Below are 16,057 nucleotides of genomic sequence, written 5' to 3' on the forward strand. Positions count from 1 at the left end.
CGAGGCGTGCCTGAGACACGCGCCTCGGCCGCGGATATCCTTAATGCGGTCTCACCCATGCACGCGGCTGGAACATCCCGTGGCTGCGCGCAACCTGCGCTGGCTTTTCGCGCAGCCCCACCTAACGCGACCTTTACCCCCGTCGTGCAAGATCGCCGCCGTTTTGAAGGGATCCGGGGCGCGTATTGCAATGCCTGTCGTCAATTTGAAGTCTCAGCTCGCCGCCGCGATGCGGCTGTTTCGCGTGCCGGCCGACAACCCGGACCTGACGCGCGCGCAGTTCGACGCCTTCTCCAAGCAGATCCCGTTGCTCTATTTCATCCTGATGAGCAACACGATCGCCGTCGCCTATACCTATGTCAACGTGGCGCCGGACTGGCTGACGATGATCGTGCCGAGCGTGCTCACCGTGCTCGCGGCGCTGCGCACCTTCTGGTGGCTGCGCCAACGGCACCTCGTGCGGAGCGATGCCGATATCCTGCGCAATCTGCGCGCCACCAACTGGATGACATTGCCGATCGGCGCCGGCTTCACCGCATGGTCCTTTGCGCTGTACCCCTACGGCGATGCCTTCGCCAAGGGCCAGGTCGCCTTCTACATGGCGGTGACCGTGATCGGCTGCATCTTTTCGCTGATGCATCTGCGTTCCGCGGCGTTGATCGTGACGCTCGTCGTCGACGTTCCCTATGTGCTGTTCTTCTGGGCCACCGGCGAACCGACGCTGAAGGCAATCGCGGTCAACAACCTTCTCGTCTCCGGCGCGATGGTGACGGTGCTCTTCATCTACTATCGCGACTTCGCCGATCTCGTCTCCAGCCGCAAATCGCTGCTGGCGCAGCAGTCGGCGACACAAGCGCTCTCGGACGAGAACTTCCGCCTCGCCAATCTCGATTCCCTCACCGAGCTGCCGAACCGCCGCCGCTTCTTCGCCGAGCTGTCGAGCGCCTTCACCGACGCCGAGCGCAGGCGCGTTCGCGTCGCGGTGGGGATCATCGACCTCGACGGCTTCAAGCCGATCAACGACAATTACGGCCACTCGGTCGGCGATCGCGTCCTGATCGAAGCCGGGCGCCGCATCCGCGAAGTCTGCGAGGGCTTCGGCCCGCAGCGGGTGGAATTTGCCCGGCTCGGGGGCGACGAGTTCGGCCTCGTGGTGTGCGGCGATCCTGAAGATGACGATCTGATGCGGCTCGGCCAACGCATCGGCGAACAGGTCAAGCTGCCCTACCAGCTCGACACCGCCCATACCGGCCTGTCCTGCTCGATCGGATTCGCACTGTTCCCGAGCTCGGCGACCAGCGCCGAAGCGCTCTATGAATGCGCCGACTACTCGCTCTATCACGCCAAGCGCCATCTGCGCGGCCGCACCGTGATCTTCTCGAGCGAGCTCGAGGCCGAGATCCGCAGCCGAGGCGTCATCGAGAACTTGCTCCGCACCGCCGATTTCGGCACCGAGATGGACCTGGTGTTCCAGCCGATCGTGGACGCCATGAGCGAGCACACCGCCGGCTTCGAAGTCCTCGCGCGCTGGCACAACTCCCGCCTCGGCCTGGTCTCGCCGGCCGACTTCATTCCGGCCGCGGAGCGCATCGGCTTGATCCGGCCGCTGACGCAGGCGCTGCTGGTCCGCGCGCTCGCGACGGCAAGGACCTGGCCCGACCACATCCGCCTGTCATTCAACCTCTCCGCTCACGATGTCTGCGCAGCCGAGGGCATTTTGCCGCTGATCTCGATCATTGAGAAGAGCGGGTTGCCGCCGCACCGGATCGACTTCGAGATCACCGAGACTGCCGTCACCTTCGACTTCGTGCGCGCGCAACAGTCGATCGCGACGCTGAAGGCCATGGGCTGCGGCATTTCACTGGACGATTTCGGCACTGGCTATTCCTCGCTGAGCCACGTGCATCGGCTGCCGCTCGACAAGATCAAGATCGACCGCAGCTTCGTCGCCGACATCAACGAAAATCCGGTGAGTCACAAGATCATCAAGTCTCTCGCCGGCCTGTGCGACGACATGGAGATCGCCTGCGTCGCCGAGGGCGTCGAAACCCGCGCCCAGCTCGACAGCCTGCGCCGCCTGGGATGCGACTTCATCCAGGGCTACTACTTTGCAAAGCCGATGTCGGGCGATGCGATCGGCGACTATCTCGCAAAGGAACGCCAGCGTCTCGGCGACGCCGGCGCCAAGGTCGTGGCCTGAAGGCCAGATCTCTCCGCACGCGTAGCGCTGTTAAATTAAACTGCTGCCTGTCAATCGTCCGCTTCACATACGTCGAAACGCCCTCCGCAGCCGTCACACCGCGCAGTAGCGCTCCTGGATGTCCTTGTCCGCCAGCAGTGCCGCAGCGCTGCTTTGATGCACGACCTCGCCCTGGTCGATGATCACCGCGCGGTCGGCCAGCCGCAGGGCCCATTCGACGTTCTGCTCGACCAGCAGCAGTGTCTTGCCCTCGTCGCGCAGGCGGCGGAACAGCACGCCCATCTCCTCGACCAGGACGGGCATGATGCCTTCCGAGGGCTCGTCGAGCAGGATCATCTTGGGCTTTGCGATCAGCGCGCGGGCGATCGCGAGCATCTGTTGCTCGCCGCCCGAAAGCGTGACGCCCTCCTGATCGAGGCGTTCCTTCAGGCGCGGAAAGGTTTCGGCGATCTCGTCGATCGCGGCGCGCTCCTCGATCTCGCTTCCGGCCGCGACCAGGCCGAGGCGCAAGTTCTCGCGCACGGAGAGCCCGGGAACGATGCGGCGGTCCTCCGGCACATAGGCCAAACCGAGATGGAATCGCTGATGAGCGCGGAGCGGCAGCAGTTCCTTGTCCGCAAAGCGCACGCGGCCGGTCGCTTTCGGCATCAGACCCATCATCGCCCGCAGCGTGGTGGTCTTGCCGGCGCCGTTGCGGCCCACGAGAGCGACCACCTCGCCTTCCTTCACGTGCAGGGAAATGCCGTGCAGGATATGGCTTGCGCCATACCAGGCGTGGAGATCATCGATTTCGAGCAGCGCGGTCTCAGCCATAGCCTTCACTCTGTCCGAGGTAAACCCGTCGGACTTCCGGGTTGCTCCTGATCTCGTCGGGCGCGCCGTCCGCCAGCAGACGGCCGTGATGCAGCACCACGACACGCTTGGACAGGCCGAGCACCATCTTCATCTTGTGCTCGACCAGCAGCACCGTGCGCTTCTCCGCGAGCCGTTCGAGCAGCGCCACCATGTCCTTGGTCTCTTCCGGCCCCATGCCGGCGGTGGGCTCGTCGAGCAGGAGCAGTTCGGGCTCGGAGACCAGCGCGATCGCGATCTCCAGCGCACGCTGCTGGCCGTGCGAGAGGAATTTGGCCAATTCAGCGCGCTTGCCGAGCAGTCCGACCGCCTCAAGCGCCGCGTCCGCGCGCGCGTTCAGCTCCGTCAGCCGGGCACGGTTGCGCCAGATGTCGTAGCTCACGGTCAGCGCCTGCGCCGCCACGCGCACATTCTCGTGCACGGACAAGTCCGGAAAGATGTTCGTGATCTGGTAGGAGCGCGAGATGCCCTGATGCACGAAGCGGTGTTGCGGCAGGCCGTTCAGCTCGCGTCCCCTGAAGTGCAGCGTGCCCGACGTCGGGGGCAGCGCGCCCGAGAGGATGTTGAAGAAGGTGCTCTTGCCGGCACCGTTCGGCCCGATGATCGAGGTGAGCTGTCCCGCCGCAAAGGACACGGTAATGTCTTCGAGCGCGACGAAGCCGCCGAAACGCTTTCCGACTCCCTCGACGCGAAGCAGTTCACCGCTCATGGCCGCGCCTTTCCGATGCCGAGCGTGTCGAGCAGCGTTCCCCAGATCCCCTTGGGCAGGAACAGCACGAACAGCACGAAGATCGCGCCGACGAAAATCTGCCAATGCGGCGTCCAAAGCGAGATGACATCCTCCAGGATCAGGAAGCTCGCAGCCCCGACGAAGGGCCCGAAGAAGCTGCGCGCGCCGCCGAGCAGCACCATCATCACGATCATGCCCGATGTCTGGTAGTGCAGAAGGTCGAGCGGCACGATCGACAGGTGCAGCGCCAGCATGCAGCCGCCAAGCGAGGAGATCGCACCCGACAGCATGAACACGATCAGCTTGCTGCGCTCGACGTCATAGCCGCACGCCCGCGCCCGCTGCTCGTTTTCGCGGATGGCCTCGATGACGGCGCCGAACGGCGAGTTCAGGATCCGCGACTGGAACCACATCGCGAGCGCCGCGAAGGCCATCAGCACGTAGTATTTGTTGACGGGGTCGAGGAAATTGACGGGGAAGCCGAACAGGCTGATACGGTCGACGGTGAAGCCGCGCAGGCCGTTCTCGCCGCCCGTAAAGGACGAGGCCTGCAGCGCGACGTAGTAGACGAGCTGGGCCAGCGCCAGCGTCACCATGGAAAAATAGATGCCGCGGGTGCGCGTCGAGACGATGCCGATTGCTGCGGCAAGGCCGGTGCTCAGGAGGACGGCGATCGGCACCGCGGCGAACCAGGGCACACCGTAGCGGCCGATCGCAATGCCGGTGAAGTAGGCGCCCGCGCCGAAGAACGCCGCCTGCCCGAACGATAGCAGCCCGGTGTAGCCGAACAGCAGATTGTAGCCCATCACCACGACGCCGTAGATCAGGACGTTGACGGCCAGCGCCTGGGACGGCAGCAGCCATGGCAGCACGGCAAGCACCGCGATGGAGAGCAGGACGCGCTGCTCGAGAATCCAGCCGAGCCCGCTGGACGAGGGCTTGGCGACCGCTTCGCCGCTCGATGGTGACGTCACGCGGTCCTCCCTCTCACGCCGAACAGGCCTTGCGGGCGGATCAGCAGCACAATCGCCATCAGCGCGAACATGACGATGGTCGCCATTTCAGGCGCAAACAGCGCCACCAGGCTGATGGAGATGCCGACCATGAGGCCGGCGACGACCGCGCCGACGATCGAGCCGAGCCCGCCGATCACGGTCACCACGAAGGCCTCCGCCAGTACCAGCGAGCCCATCTCCGGATTGACGCTGCGCATGGGACCCGCGAGCACACCACCCAGCGCGGCAAGTCCGACGCCAAGGCCAAAAATCGCGAGCCAGACCCGGCCGATATCGACGCCGAGCACCTGCATGATGGTGGGATCGCGGGCGCCCGCGCGCACAATGAGGCCGATGCGGGTCTTCTCCAGCGTCAGCCAGAGCACCAGCAGCACCACCGCCACCAGCGCGATAACGAACAGGCGGTAGCGCGGGAAGAAGCCGATGCCGAGATCGAGCACGCCAATCAGCTGCGGCGGGGTCGGAAACGGAATGCCGTCGCTACCGAACACGATGCGCACGCCCTCGACCAGGATGTAGCTGAGGCCGAAGGTGAGCAGCAGCGGATCGTCGATCGAGCGTCCATAGAGCCTGCGGATCAGGACGAACTCGATCAGCATGCCGAACGCGCCGATCAAGATGGGAGCGAGCAACAATCCCCACCAGAAACTGCCGGTGAGCGATGCCAGATACAGCCCCGCATAGGCCCCGATCATGAACAGCGCGCCGTGAGCAAAATTGACCACCCCGAGCATGCCGAACACGATGGTCAGTCCAAGCGCAGTGATCACCAGGACCGCCCCAAGGGCGATCCCGGAAAGAAGCTGCATGATGATCAGCGACAGGTCCATCTGCTATGGCTTAGGTCGCGTGGCCGAGTTCGCTGCAGCTGCGCAGCATATCGTCGGAGCCGGAATCGTTGGCGAGAATGGCGAACAGATCGTTGTCGTTCGCCATCGCGGACTTCTTCTTGGACTCCAGCACCAGCACCGACTGCACCGACTGATGGTCGCATTTGCGGTAGTGCTGCGGGCCCTTGGTCAGGTCATATTGCAGCTTCTCGAGGGCATCGATGACCTTGTCGGTGTCGGTGCCTCCGGCGGCCTGCATGGCCGCCAGCAGCGAACCGACGCCGGAATAGCCGTAGGCGCCGTAGTCGGTCGGGATAGCACCGCCATTGGCAGCCTTGAATGCCGCGTTGAAGCTGGCCGCCGATTTGCTCTGCGGCTCCAGCCCCCAATAATAATTGGCGCCGCCGACCACGCCCTCGAACACGTCAGGGCCGACCGCGAGGCGCTGGTTGTGCAGGATGACGGGCACTACGATCTTCATCTGCTGCTTGACGCCGAAATCCACCGCCTGCTTGATCGCGTTGGCCTGGTCGCGGCCGAAATTGGAGATGCAGAGCACGTCCGCCCGCATCGACATCAGGCGCGGCATGAAGGTGGAATAGTCGGCCGCTCCGAACGGATGCAGGATCTCGCCGACATTGTCCGCGCCGATCGCCGTCTGCGCACGCTTGAAGCCGCGCAGCATCTCGTGGCCGTAGGCATAGTCCGCGACGAGATGAGCGACCTTCATGCCCTTCTTCAGGGTCTGCCGCGCCACGGCAGCGGTCGTCATGTGCGGGTTCAGCGCCTCATGGAAGGTATATTTACTGAAGTCCTTGGCCTCGTTGATCGTGTCGGACTGGCTGATCGACACGTAGATCACACCGCGGGCGCGGGTGACCTCGTTGACGGCGAGCTGCACGGCGCTGGAGAGCGCACCGACCACGGCGTGGACCTTGTCCTTCTCGATCAGCTCCAGCGTCCGGGTCGCGGCCTCACCGGCATTGAGCTTGTCGTCACGCACCAGGAGCTCGACCTTGCGGCCGCCGATGCCGCCCTTGTCGTTGACGAGCTTGACGGCGAGCTCGGCGCATTTGACCTGATCGCGCGCCTCAGCGGCGAACGGTCCGGTCAGCGGCGTCGGGAAGCCAATGCGAATCGTCTCGTCCGCGGCGCGGCCGAGCCGCGGCATGGCGAGCAGCGCGGCGCCGGCGGAGAGGCCGGCGAGCGCAGTGCGGCGGGATATTGTCGAGGTCGAACCGGATTTGGGCATGATTTCCTCCAACTGTCTTTTTTTAGAAACGTTTCAGGGCTTTCAGGACTTTTATGGGCGTGATCGGAATCGAATTGATCGTGGCGCCGAACGGCGCGAGCGCGTCGTTGACGGCGTTGAGAACGCAGGCGGATGCCGCCGCCGTGCCGGCCTCGCCAACCCCCTTGGCTCCAAGCACGGTGTCGGCGGTCGGCGTCTCGACATGGCCGATAACGATGTCGGGCATCTCCATCGGCATCGGAACGAGGTAGTCGGCGAGCGAGCCGTTCATGAGCTGACCTGTCTCGCTGTAGCGGCATTCCTCGAACAGCGCCGCGCCGAGCCCCTGGACGATGCCGCCGCGAAGCTGCTCGTCCACCAGCATCGGATTGATGACGCGCCCGCAATCCTCGACGATGAAGTGCTTCAGCACTTTGATGAAGCCGGTCTCGACATCGACCTCCAGCGAACAGCCCTGGATGCCGTTGGTGAAGGCGAACGGATAGCCCTGCGGGGCGAAGTGATGACTAACGGTGAGCTGCGCCTGTGTGCCGGGCGGCAAAGTGTCGGAGCGGAAATAGGCGATCCGCGCGATCTCGGAGATCGGCAACCGTTGGTTCCGGGTCACGGCGTCGACGACCTCGCCATCGATGATGTCGAGTGCCGAGGGCTGCTCCTGAAGAATGAGCGCGGCAATCTCCAGAATATTGCGCTTGAGCACGCGCGTGGCCTGCAGCGCGGTCTCGCCGCCGATGCCGGCGCCGCGGCAGGCCCAGGTCGCGCCGCCATGCGGCGTCACCTCGGTATCTCCCGTAATGACCTTGACGTGCTCCTGCGCGAGGCCGAGCTGATCGGCCACGATCTGGCTGATGATCGCCTCGGTGCCCTGCCCCTGCTCGGTGACCGAGATCAGGCAGCGGACCTCGCCCGACGGCGTCAGGCTGAGGATCGCGCCGTCCTGCGACGAGATGCGCGCGCCGCCGACGCCGTAGAAGGCCGGGCTGGGATTGGTGATCTCGACGAAGGCCGCAATGCCGATGCCGCGATAGACGCCGCGCTTGCGCAAGTCGACCTGCTCGGCGCGCAACGCCTCATAACCCATCATCTCGTGCAGGCGCTTCAGGCACGCCTGATGCGACAGCGCCTCGAAGCGATAGCCGGTCGGCGAGGTCTGCGGATAGGCATCATCGGCGATAACGTTCCGCGCGCGGATGGCGAAGGGATCGAGGCCAACCTTGGCCGCGGCCATGTCGACCAGCCGCTCGGTGACGGCGCAGGCGATGGGATGGCCAACGGCGCGATACTGGCTGGTCTGCACCTTGTTCTGGAAGATCACCTCCAGTGTGGCCCGATAGTTCTTGAAACGATAGGGCGCGCCGATCAGGCGGATCACCTGGTTGCCTTCGACCACGCTGGTGCGCGGATAGGTCGAGAACGCGCCGATCGCAGTCAGGTCCAGCACGTCCATCGCCAGGATCTCGCCCTTCGCATCGAGTGCCATGCGGGCGCGGACGCGATGATCGCGGGCGTGGATGTCGGAGACGAAGGACTCGATCCGGTCGGCGACGTATTTGACGGGACGGCCGAGCAGAATCGAGAGACCGACCACCGCCATGTCCTCGTGATAGACATGCAGCTTCATCCCGAAGGAGCCGCCGATGTCGCTCGCGATCACGCGAACGCGCGCCTCGGGGATACCGTAGTGATGCGAATAGAGATCCTGGAACTGGTAGGGCGTCTGCGTCGCGTGATGCACGGTGAGTGCGCCAGCGGCGGGATCGTAGTCCGCAACGATGGCGCGCGGCTCCAGCGTCACCGCGGTGTGGCGGCCGAAGGAGAACTCTTCTTCCACCACGTGCGCGGCATGCGCAAAGGCGTCGTCAACGGCACCATTGTCGAGCTGGGCCCGGAAACAGGTGTTATTTGCGGTGCCCGGATTGACCAGCGGGCCACCAACCTCTCGTGCACTGTCGATATCGACGACGACAGGGAGGTCCTGATAATCGATCTCGATCAGCTCCAGCGCATCTTCCGCAATCGCCCGGCTCTCGGCGACGACGGCCACCACAGCCTGCCCGGCCCAGACCACGCGGTCGAGCGGCAATGGCAATTGCGGAGCCGACGTCATGCCCTTGAAGTGATCGAGCGTGCCGGTCCACGGCGTGCAGATCTTTGCGAGATCCTCGCCGGTGGCAACGAGATGCACCCCTTCGAGTGCGCGCGCTTGCTCGGTATTGATGGCGACGATCTTCGCGTGCGCATGCGGACTGCGCAGGAAGGCGGCATGGAGCATGCGCGGCAGGCGAAAGTCGCTGACATAGCGCCCGCGCCCGGCAAGCAGCCGCTTGGCGTTCGGCCGCGGCACGGAGCGGCCGATATAGGAATTCGGTCGGTCGAGCGAGGTCAGCGGTGCGGTCATGTCGCGCCCCCGCCTTCGCGGCGTGCTTTGGCCACCGCGTCGATGGCGTCCACGATCGCCTCATAGCCGGTGCAGCGGCAATAGTTGCCCGACAGCGCGTCGCGGATGTCCTCACGGCTCGGCTGCGCGACCTGCGAGAGCAGTTCGTGGGCATTCACCAGCATGCCCGGCGTGCAGAAGCCGCATTGCAGCGCGTTTCGGCGATGGAACTCGGCCTGGAGATCGGCGATCACGCCGCTCTCGGTGAGGCCCTCAATGGTGTCGATCTTCGCGCCGTCAGCCTGCACCGCAAACATCAGGCAGGAATGCACGGCGCAGCCGTCGAGCTGCACCAGGCAGGCCCCGCATGCGCCCATCTCGCAGCCGGCATGCGTGCCCGTCAGCTCGAGCGCGTTGCGCAGGCAATCGACCAGCGTCTCGCGCGGCGCCACCTCGCAGGCGACCTTGCGGCCATTGACGACGAAGCGGACCCGCACCGTCTCGTCCGCGTCGTCCAGAAGGGTTTCGTCAAAACCGCTCATGCGCCCTCACCCAGACGTCCGAGCAGGCGGCCGAGCAGCACGCGGGCGAGATGCAGCCGCATCGCCGGCGGCACCTCGTCGCTGTCAGGCGGCGCAAGATCGCCTTCGAGCGCAGCTTGTGCGGCGGCGACACGTTCAGGATCCAGGTCCGAGCCGATCAGGGTTGCCTCAGCGCCCTTCACCCGCGTCGGTGTATTGCCGACCGAGAAGAAGGAAATGCGGATATCGTCGATGCGTTCGGCTGTGAAAGTCGCAAGCATGCCGCATCCGACCAGAGCATAGTCCCCGCGCCGGCGCGCCAGCTCGTCGAATGCAAAACGCTGATCGGCCCTGAACAGCGGGACGTAGATCGCGGTGATCAGCTCACCGGGCTGCAACGCGGTCTCGAACAGCTCGACGAAGAAGTCGTCCGCCTTGACGCGCCGGCTGCCGGAAGAACCGGCGATCTCGATCTCGGCATCGAGCGCCAGGGTCATCGCGGGGAATTCGGAGGCGGGATCGGCGAGAGCAATGCTTCCGCCGAAGGTGCCGCGATTTCGGATCGCGGGATGGGCGACGAAGGGGGCAACCGCATGCAGCAGCGGCGCGAACTCGGCGATCAGCGGCTCACTCAGCATCTCGCAGTGACGGGTCAGCGCACCGATGCGCAAGTAACCGCCCTCGCGCCGGACGCCGCGCAGCTCGCCTATATGGGTGATGTCGATCAGGAGCCGCGGCGCCTGCAGCCGCAGCGACAGCGCCGGCACGAGGCTCTGGCCCCCGGCAATGAAGCGCGCGTCATCGCCGGCACGGGCATGAGCATCCAGCGCCTGGTCGATCGTCGCAGCACGAAAATAGCTGAAAGCCCTCGCCTTCACCGCCGTTTCCTCGAGATCCGTCGGCTCATCAGCCGGGATGCCAGATTTGTAACCATCTGGTCTCAAAATCCTGACATGCCGCCGGGAGGCGGTCAACAGGAAATGACCATTTGGTCACAAATGCACCTATGGGCTAAGAAGGCAGCCTGAGATTGCGATTCATCGACGAAATGGCCCGAAAAGCGCAGAAACCAGCGAAGCGACCGGTCCGGAAGCGAACGGACACAGGCAGCAAGTCCGCGCCAAAGCGCCGCAACATGCGTGCGGCCGACCGCGAGCGTGCGATCGTGGACGAGGCGATCCGCTTCTTCGCCGAGCACGGCTTCGAAGGCCAGACCCGCGAACTCGCAAAGCGCATGGGCATCACGCATTCGGCGATCTATCGCCACTTCCCGAGCAAGGAGGCGCTGATCGAGCGGGTCTACCAGGAGGTCTATCTCAGCCGCTGGTCGCCGGATTGGGGGCCGATGATCCGCGACCGCTCGCTGTCGCTGGAGGCGCGGCTGACGCGCTTCTATCTCGACTATGTCGAGCGCGTGTTCGAGTACAATTGGGTGCGGATCTTCGTCTTCTCCGGCATGAAGTCGTTCGGCATCACCGGCCGCTATCTCGATATCGTCAGGCGCGAGATCATCGAGCCCGCGGCGGCCGAGTTGCGCCACGATCTGAAGCTGCCCGACGCGAAATCCCATCCGCTCAGCGAACGGGAGACCGAGCTGTTCTGGGGCCTGCACGGCCGCATCTTCTATCTCGCCATCCGCAAGTTCATCTACGAGACGCCGATCCCGCCCGATCTCGACGCGATCGTCCGCGACGCCGTCCAGACCTTCATGGACGGCGCGAAGATGACGATGCCGAGGCTGCTGGTGAGCGGCTAGTTACTTCGCAAGGCTTGGCAGATCGAGGCCCTTGTCACGGGCACATTCGATCGCAGTCTCATAGCCCGCATCGGCGTGGCGCATGACGCCGCTGGCGGGATCATTCCACAGCACACGCTCAATGCGCTTCGCGGCCTCCGGCGTGCCGTCGGCGACGATCACCATGCCCGCATGCTGCGAGTAGCCGATGCCGACGCCGCCGCCATGGTGCAGCGAGACCCAAGTCGCGCCGCTGGCGCAGTTGAGCAGCGCGTTGAGCAGCGGCCAGTCGGACACCGCATCCGATCCGTCCTTCATCGCCTCGGTCTCGCGGTTGGGGCTCGCCACCGAGCCGCTGTCGAGATGATCGCGGCCGATCACGATCGGCGCCTTCAATTCGCCGCGTGCCACCATCTCGTTGAAGGCTAGGCCCAGGCGATCTCGGTCGCCGAGGCCGACCCAGCAGATCCGCGCCGGCAGGCCTTGGAACTTGATGCGCTCCTTCGCCATGTCGAGCCAATTGTGCAGATGCTTGTCGTCGGGCATCAGCTCCTTGACCTTGGCGTCGGTCTTGAAGATGTCCTCGGGATCGCCCGACAGCGCAGCCCAGCGGAACGGCCCGACGCCGCGGCAGAACAAGGGACGGATATAGGCGGGAACGAAGCCCGGGAAATCGAAGGCATTCTTCAGGCCCATGTCCTGCGCCATCTGGCGGATGTTGTTGCCGTAGTCGAGCGTCGGAATGCCCTGCGCATGGAAATCCAGCATGGCCTGGACGTGCTCGACCATCGACGTCTTCGACGCACGCTCCACCGCCTTCGGATCGGAGGCGCGCTTGGTTTCCCAATCGGCGAGCGTCCAGCCCTTCGGCAAGTAGCCGTTGATCGGATCATGCGCGCTGGTCTGGTCGGTGACGATGTCGGGTTTGACACCGCGACGCACCAGCTCGGGGAAAATCTCCGCGGCGTTGCCGAGCAGGCCGACCGAAACCGCCTTCTTCGTCTTCGCGGCATCTTCCATGATCGCAAGCGCCTCGTCGAGCGTCGCGGCCCGCCGATCGAGATAACCAGTGCGCAGTCGCATCTCGATGCGGCTCGGCTGGCACTCGACCGCGAGCATCGAGGCGCCCGCCATGGTCGCTGCCAGCGGCTGTGCGCCGCCCATGCCGCCAAGGCCGGCGGTGAGAATCCATCTTCCCGCGAGGCTGCCGCCGTAATGGCGGCGGCCGACCTCGACGAAGGTCTCATAGGTGCCCTGCACGATGCCCTGGCTGCCGATATAGATCCAGGAGCCGGCCGTCATCTGGCCGTACATCATCAGGCCCTTGCGATCGAGCTCGTTGAAATGGTCGAGCGTCGCCCAATGCGGCACGATGTTGGAGTTCGCGATCAGGACACGCGGCGCGTCGGCATGGGTGCGGAAGACACCGACCGGCTTGCCGGACTGGACCAGCAGCGTCTCGTCACTCTGGAGCTTGCGCAAGGCCGCCGTGATGCGGTCAAAGCTCTCCCAGTCGCGCGCGGCGCGGCCAATGCCGCCATAGACGACGAGCTCGCTCGGACGCTCCGCGACATCAGGATCGAGATTGTTCATCAGCATGCGCAGGGGCGCTTCCGTCAGCCAGCTCTTGGCGCTGATGTCGCTGCCGCGGGGGGCGCGGATGGTGCGGTCATTGTCCAGTCGGCGGTTCATGCGGAGCACCTCTTTAGTCAAGTCTAGGGAACGAATCGGTTGGAAGCGCCGCGATCGCCACGGCCGGTAGCGCATCGGCTTCGATCAGCGCGGCCGCCTTGGCGAGATCGCCGGCCATGTAGCGGTCGGCGGCGAGCGCGGGCACATGCTCGCGAAGCGCAGCAATGACGGCTGCGAGTGGCGCGCTGGTCGCATGCGGCGCACGCAGCGTGATGCCTTGTGCGGCGACCAGGAGCTCGATGCCAAGGATGGCGGCGAGATTATCGGCCATGTCCGAGAGGCGACGCGCGGCGTGCGCAGCCATCGAGACATGGTCTTCCTGGTTGGCGCTGGTCGGGGTCGAGTCGATCGAACAGGCAGCCGCACGCTGCTTGTTCTCGGCGTAGAGCGCGGCGGCCGTGACCTCGGCGATCATGAAGCCGGAATTGATGCCGGGATCAGGCGTCAGAAACGGCGGCAGACCGAAATTGAGCGCGGGATCGACCAGCGTCGCGATCCGCCGCTCGCTGATCGCGCCGATCTCCGACAGCGCCAGCGCGATCGTATCGGCGGCAAAGGCGACCGGCTCGGCGTGGAAATTGCCGCCGGAGACGATCTCGCCGGTCTCGACCAGGACGAGCGGATTGTCGGTGACGGCATTGGCTTCGACGATCAGGGTGCGGGCGGCTTGCGTGATCAGGTCGAGCGCCGCGCCCGCGACCTGCGGCTGGCAACGCAGGCAATAGGGATCCTGCACGCGCTCGTCACCTTCGAGATGCGACAACCTGATATCGCTGCCGTCGAGCAACGCGGTCAGCGTCGCGGCTGCAGCGATCTGTCCTGCGTGACCGCGCAACGCCTGAATCTCGGGGCGGAACGGCGCCGTCGAGGCCATTGCCGCATCGACCGACAGCGCGCCGGTGACGAGCGCGGCGCGAGCCAGGCGAAACGCGCGCAGCACGCCGGAGACGGCGTAGGCGGTCGAGAACTGCGTCCCGTTGATCAGGGCGAGTCCCTCCTTGGGACCGAGCGTCAGCGGCGCGAGACCGGCGACAGCGAGTGCCTCACGGCCGGAGACAGTCTTGCCATCGACGATCGCCTGCCCCTCGCCGATCATCACCGCCGTCATGTGCGCGAGCGGCGCAAGATCGCCGGAGGCGCCGACCGAGCCCTGCTGCGGCACCAGAGGATAGACGTCCTGCGCCAGCATGGCCTGCAACTGCTCGATCACCTCGCGACGCACGCCGGAGGCGCCGCGGCCGAGCGAGACGATCTTCAGCGCCATCATAAGCCGTACGATCGGCTCCGGCGTGTCCGGGCCGACGCCGCAGCAATGCGAGACGATGAGATTGCGCTGGAGCAGCGCAGTCTGGTCGGGCGGAATGCGCTTCGAGGCCAATTTTCCAAACCCGGTATTGATGCCGTAGACCGGCGCGGCCGCGTGTGCGGCCTTTGCGACGATCTCCGCCGCCGCCTCGACGCGCGGCCAGAATGACGGATCAAGCACGACAGCGGCGCCTTTGAGCACGCGCGCGAGATCATCGAGGCTGACCGTTCCCGGCTTGACGACGATCGCCTCGCCCTGTTCCGTCACTGACCCCTCCACACCCGGCGATGCAGCGGATTGAAGCCGATGCGGTAGACGAGCTCGGCGGGGCGCTCGATGTCCCAGATCGCGAGATCGCACCACTTCCCTGCTTCCAGCGTGCCGGTCTCATTGAGAACGCCGAGCGCCCGCGCGCCTTCACGGGTGACACCAGCGAGGCATTCGGCCACCGTCATCCGGAACAGCGTCGCGCCCATGTTCATCGTGAGCAGGAGCGATGTCAGCGGCGAGCTGCCGGGATTGCAGTCGGTCGCGAGCGCCATGTGGACGCCGTGCCTGCGGAACGCCTCGACCGGCGGCTTCTGCGTCTCGCGAATGAAATAGAAGGCGCCGGGCAGCAGCACGGCGACAGTTCCGGCCTTCGCCATTGCGGCGGCGCCGGCCTCGTCGGTATGCTCGAGGTGATCGGCGGAGAGCGCCGAGAATTTTGCGGCGAGCGCAGCGCCGCCGAGGTTCGACAACTGGTCGGCATGGAGCTTGACCGACAGCCCAAGCCCCCTTGCCGTCTCGAACACCCGCGCGGTCTGCGCGGTCGAGAACGCGATACCTTCCATGAAGGCATCGACGGCATCGGCAAGACCGGCCTTTGCGACAGCCGGCAGCATCTCATGACACACGAGATCGATGTAGCGATCCTTGTCACCGCCGGCCTCCACAGGCAGCGCATGCGCCCCGAGAAAGGAGGTGCGGATCGCAACCGGCCGCTGGCGGCCGAGGATGCGCGCCGCTGAGAGCTGACGCATCTCGGTTTCGGTATCGAGGCCGTAACCGGACTTGATCTCGATGGTGGTGACGCCCTCGCCGATCAGCGCATCGAGCCGCAGCAGCGCGCTTGCAACGAGCTCGGCCTCGCTCGCCTTGCGGGTCGCGGCGACTGTCGAGACAATGCCGCCACCGGCGCGCGCGATTTCCTCGTAGCTTGCGCCCTTCAAGCGCAGCTCGAATTCGTGCGCGCGGTTGCCGCCGTAGACGAGATGGGTATGGCAATCGACGAGGCCGGGCGTGATCCAGCGCCCCTCACAGTCGATCCGCTTGATCGCGTCCGCATCACCTGGGAAATCCGCCGCTGCGCCCGCATAGACGATATGACCGCCGCGCGTGGCGATCACGCCATGCTCGATCTCGCCGAGATCGGGACGGTCGGCCCGCATCGTGGCGAGCCGGGCGTTGTGCCAGATCCGGTCGAAGCGCTCTGCCATGCAATGGTCCCTTCGTGGGATGCTTGACTTATATGTCTAGACATATAATCGTGGGGCGGTTCTGTCCA

The 16,057-nt window shown here is 65.3% G+C and carries 13 protein-coding genes; 2 read left to right on the top strand and 11 right to left on the bottom strand.

Translation table 11 applies throughout. The annotated features are described in order from the left end of the window. The first annotated feature begins 190 nt into the window (after positions 1–190). A complete protein-coding gene (locus AB7008_RS35445) occupies positions 191–2,200 on the top strand; it encodes a putative bifunctional diguanylate cyclase/phosphodiesterase (protein ID WP_441260292.1) in 2,010 nt (669 codons plus the stop codon). Between the two features lie 93 nt (positions 2,201–2,293). Here AB7008_RS35445 and AB7008_RS35450 read toward each other — a convergent pair whose 3' ends face one another. From AB7008_RS35450 to AB7008_RS35485, 8 genes are read right to left on the bottom strand one after another with little or no spacing between them, the layout of a single operon-like run. After that, positions 2,294–3,013: an ABC transporter ATP-binding protein gene (locus tag AB7008_RS35450; RefSeq protein WP_248879047.1), complete on the bottom strand. Its 720-nt coding sequence runs from the start codon at positions 3,011–3,013 to the stop codon at positions 2,294–2,296. After that, positions 3,006–3,761 carry an ABC transporter ATP-binding protein gene (locus AB7008_RS35455; RefSeq protein WP_063981944.1) on the bottom strand — a complete coding sequence of 252 codons (756 nt, stop codon included), beginning with the start codon at positions 3,759–3,761 and terminating at the stop codon, positions 3,006–3,008. The genes AB7008_RS35450 and AB7008_RS35455 overlap by 8 nt, the downstream gene beginning before the upstream one ends. After that, complete coding sequence (locus AB7008_RS35460) at positions 3,758–4,756, bottom strand: branched-chain amino acid ABC transporter permease (RefSeq protein WP_304490786.1); 999 nt, start codon at positions 4,754–4,756, stop codon at positions 3,758–3,760. Before AB7008_RS35460 ends, AB7008_RS35455 begins: the two co-directional genes overlap by 4 nt. Beyond that, positions 4,753–5,628 carry a branched-chain amino acid ABC transporter permease gene (locus tag AB7008_RS35465; RefSeq protein WP_041959000.1) on the bottom strand — a complete coding sequence of 292 codons (876 nt, stop codon included), beginning with the start codon at positions 5,626–5,628 and terminating at the stop codon, positions 4,753–4,755. Before AB7008_RS35465 ends, AB7008_RS35460 begins: the two co-directional genes overlap by 4 nt. 10 nt (positions 5,629–5,638) lie before the next feature. Beyond that, the gene (locus tag AB7008_RS35470) at positions 5,639–6,880 is read right to left on the bottom strand and encodes an ABC transporter substrate-binding protein (RefSeq protein WP_304490787.1); all 1,242 of its coding nucleotides are present in this window, start codon (positions 6,878–6,880) and stop codon (positions 5,639–5,641) included. 22 nt (positions 6,881–6,902) lie between these two features. After that, entirely contained in the window at positions 6,903–9,278 is a 2,376-nt protein-coding gene (locus tag AB7008_RS35475; RefSeq protein ID WP_441260293.1) for a xanthine dehydrogenase family protein molybdopterin-binding subunit, read from the bottom strand. Next, the gene (locus tag AB7008_RS35480; RefSeq protein ID WP_304490789.1) at positions 9,275–9,799 is read right to left on the bottom strand and encodes a (2Fe-2S)-binding protein; all 525 of its coding nucleotides are present in this window, start codon (positions 9,797–9,799) and stop codon (positions 9,275–9,277) included. The genes AB7008_RS35475 and AB7008_RS35480 overlap by 4 nt, the downstream gene beginning before the upstream one ends. After that, a complete protein-coding gene (locus AB7008_RS35485; protein ID WP_441260294.1) occupies positions 9,796–10,656 on the bottom strand; it encodes an FAD binding domain-containing protein in 861 nt (286 codons plus the stop codon). Before AB7008_RS35485 ends, AB7008_RS35480 begins: the two co-directional genes overlap by 4 nt. 257 nt (positions 10,657–10,913) lie before the next feature. Between AB7008_RS35485 and AB7008_RS35490 the strand changes: the two genes are divergently transcribed. Beyond that, positions 10,914–11,534: a TetR/AcrR family transcriptional regulator gene (locus AB7008_RS35490; RefSeq protein ID WP_304490791.1), complete on the top strand. Its 621-nt coding sequence runs from the start codon at positions 10,914–10,916 to the stop codon at positions 11,532–11,534. Here the strand turns inward: AB7008_RS35490 and hutU are convergent, their stop codons facing one another. Genes hutU through hutI form a run of 3 tightly spaced genes read right to left on the bottom strand, consistent with a single transcriptional unit; the run spans position 11,535 to position 15,989 of the window. Continuing rightward, positions 11,535–13,205, bottom strand: coding sequence for a urocanate hydratase (hutU, locus tag AB7008_RS35495; protein ID WP_441260295.1), 1,671 nt, complete (start codon positions 13,203–13,205; stop codon positions 11,535–11,537). A gap of 13 nt (positions 13,206–13,218) precedes the next feature. After that, positions 13,219–14,778 carry a histidine ammonia-lyase gene (hutH, locus tag AB7008_RS35500; protein WP_441260296.1) on the bottom strand — a complete coding sequence of 520 codons (1,560 nt, stop codon included), beginning with the start codon at positions 14,776–14,778 and terminating at the stop codon, positions 13,219–13,221. Beyond that, complete coding sequence (hutI, locus tag AB7008_RS35505; RefSeq protein ID WP_441260297.1) at positions 14,775–15,989, bottom strand: imidazolonepropionase; 1,215 nt, start codon at positions 15,987–15,989, stop codon at positions 14,775–14,777. The genes hutH and hutI overlap by 4 nt, the downstream gene beginning before the upstream one ends. Positions 15,990–16,057: the final 68 nt, after the last annotated feature.

Origin of the sequence: Bradyrhizobium sp. 521_C7_N1_3 (assembly GCF_052075975.1) — a bacterium.
Lineage (GTDB): Bacteria > Pseudomonadota > Alphaproteobacteria > Rhizobiales > Xanthobacteraceae > Bradyrhizobium > Bradyrhizobium japonicum.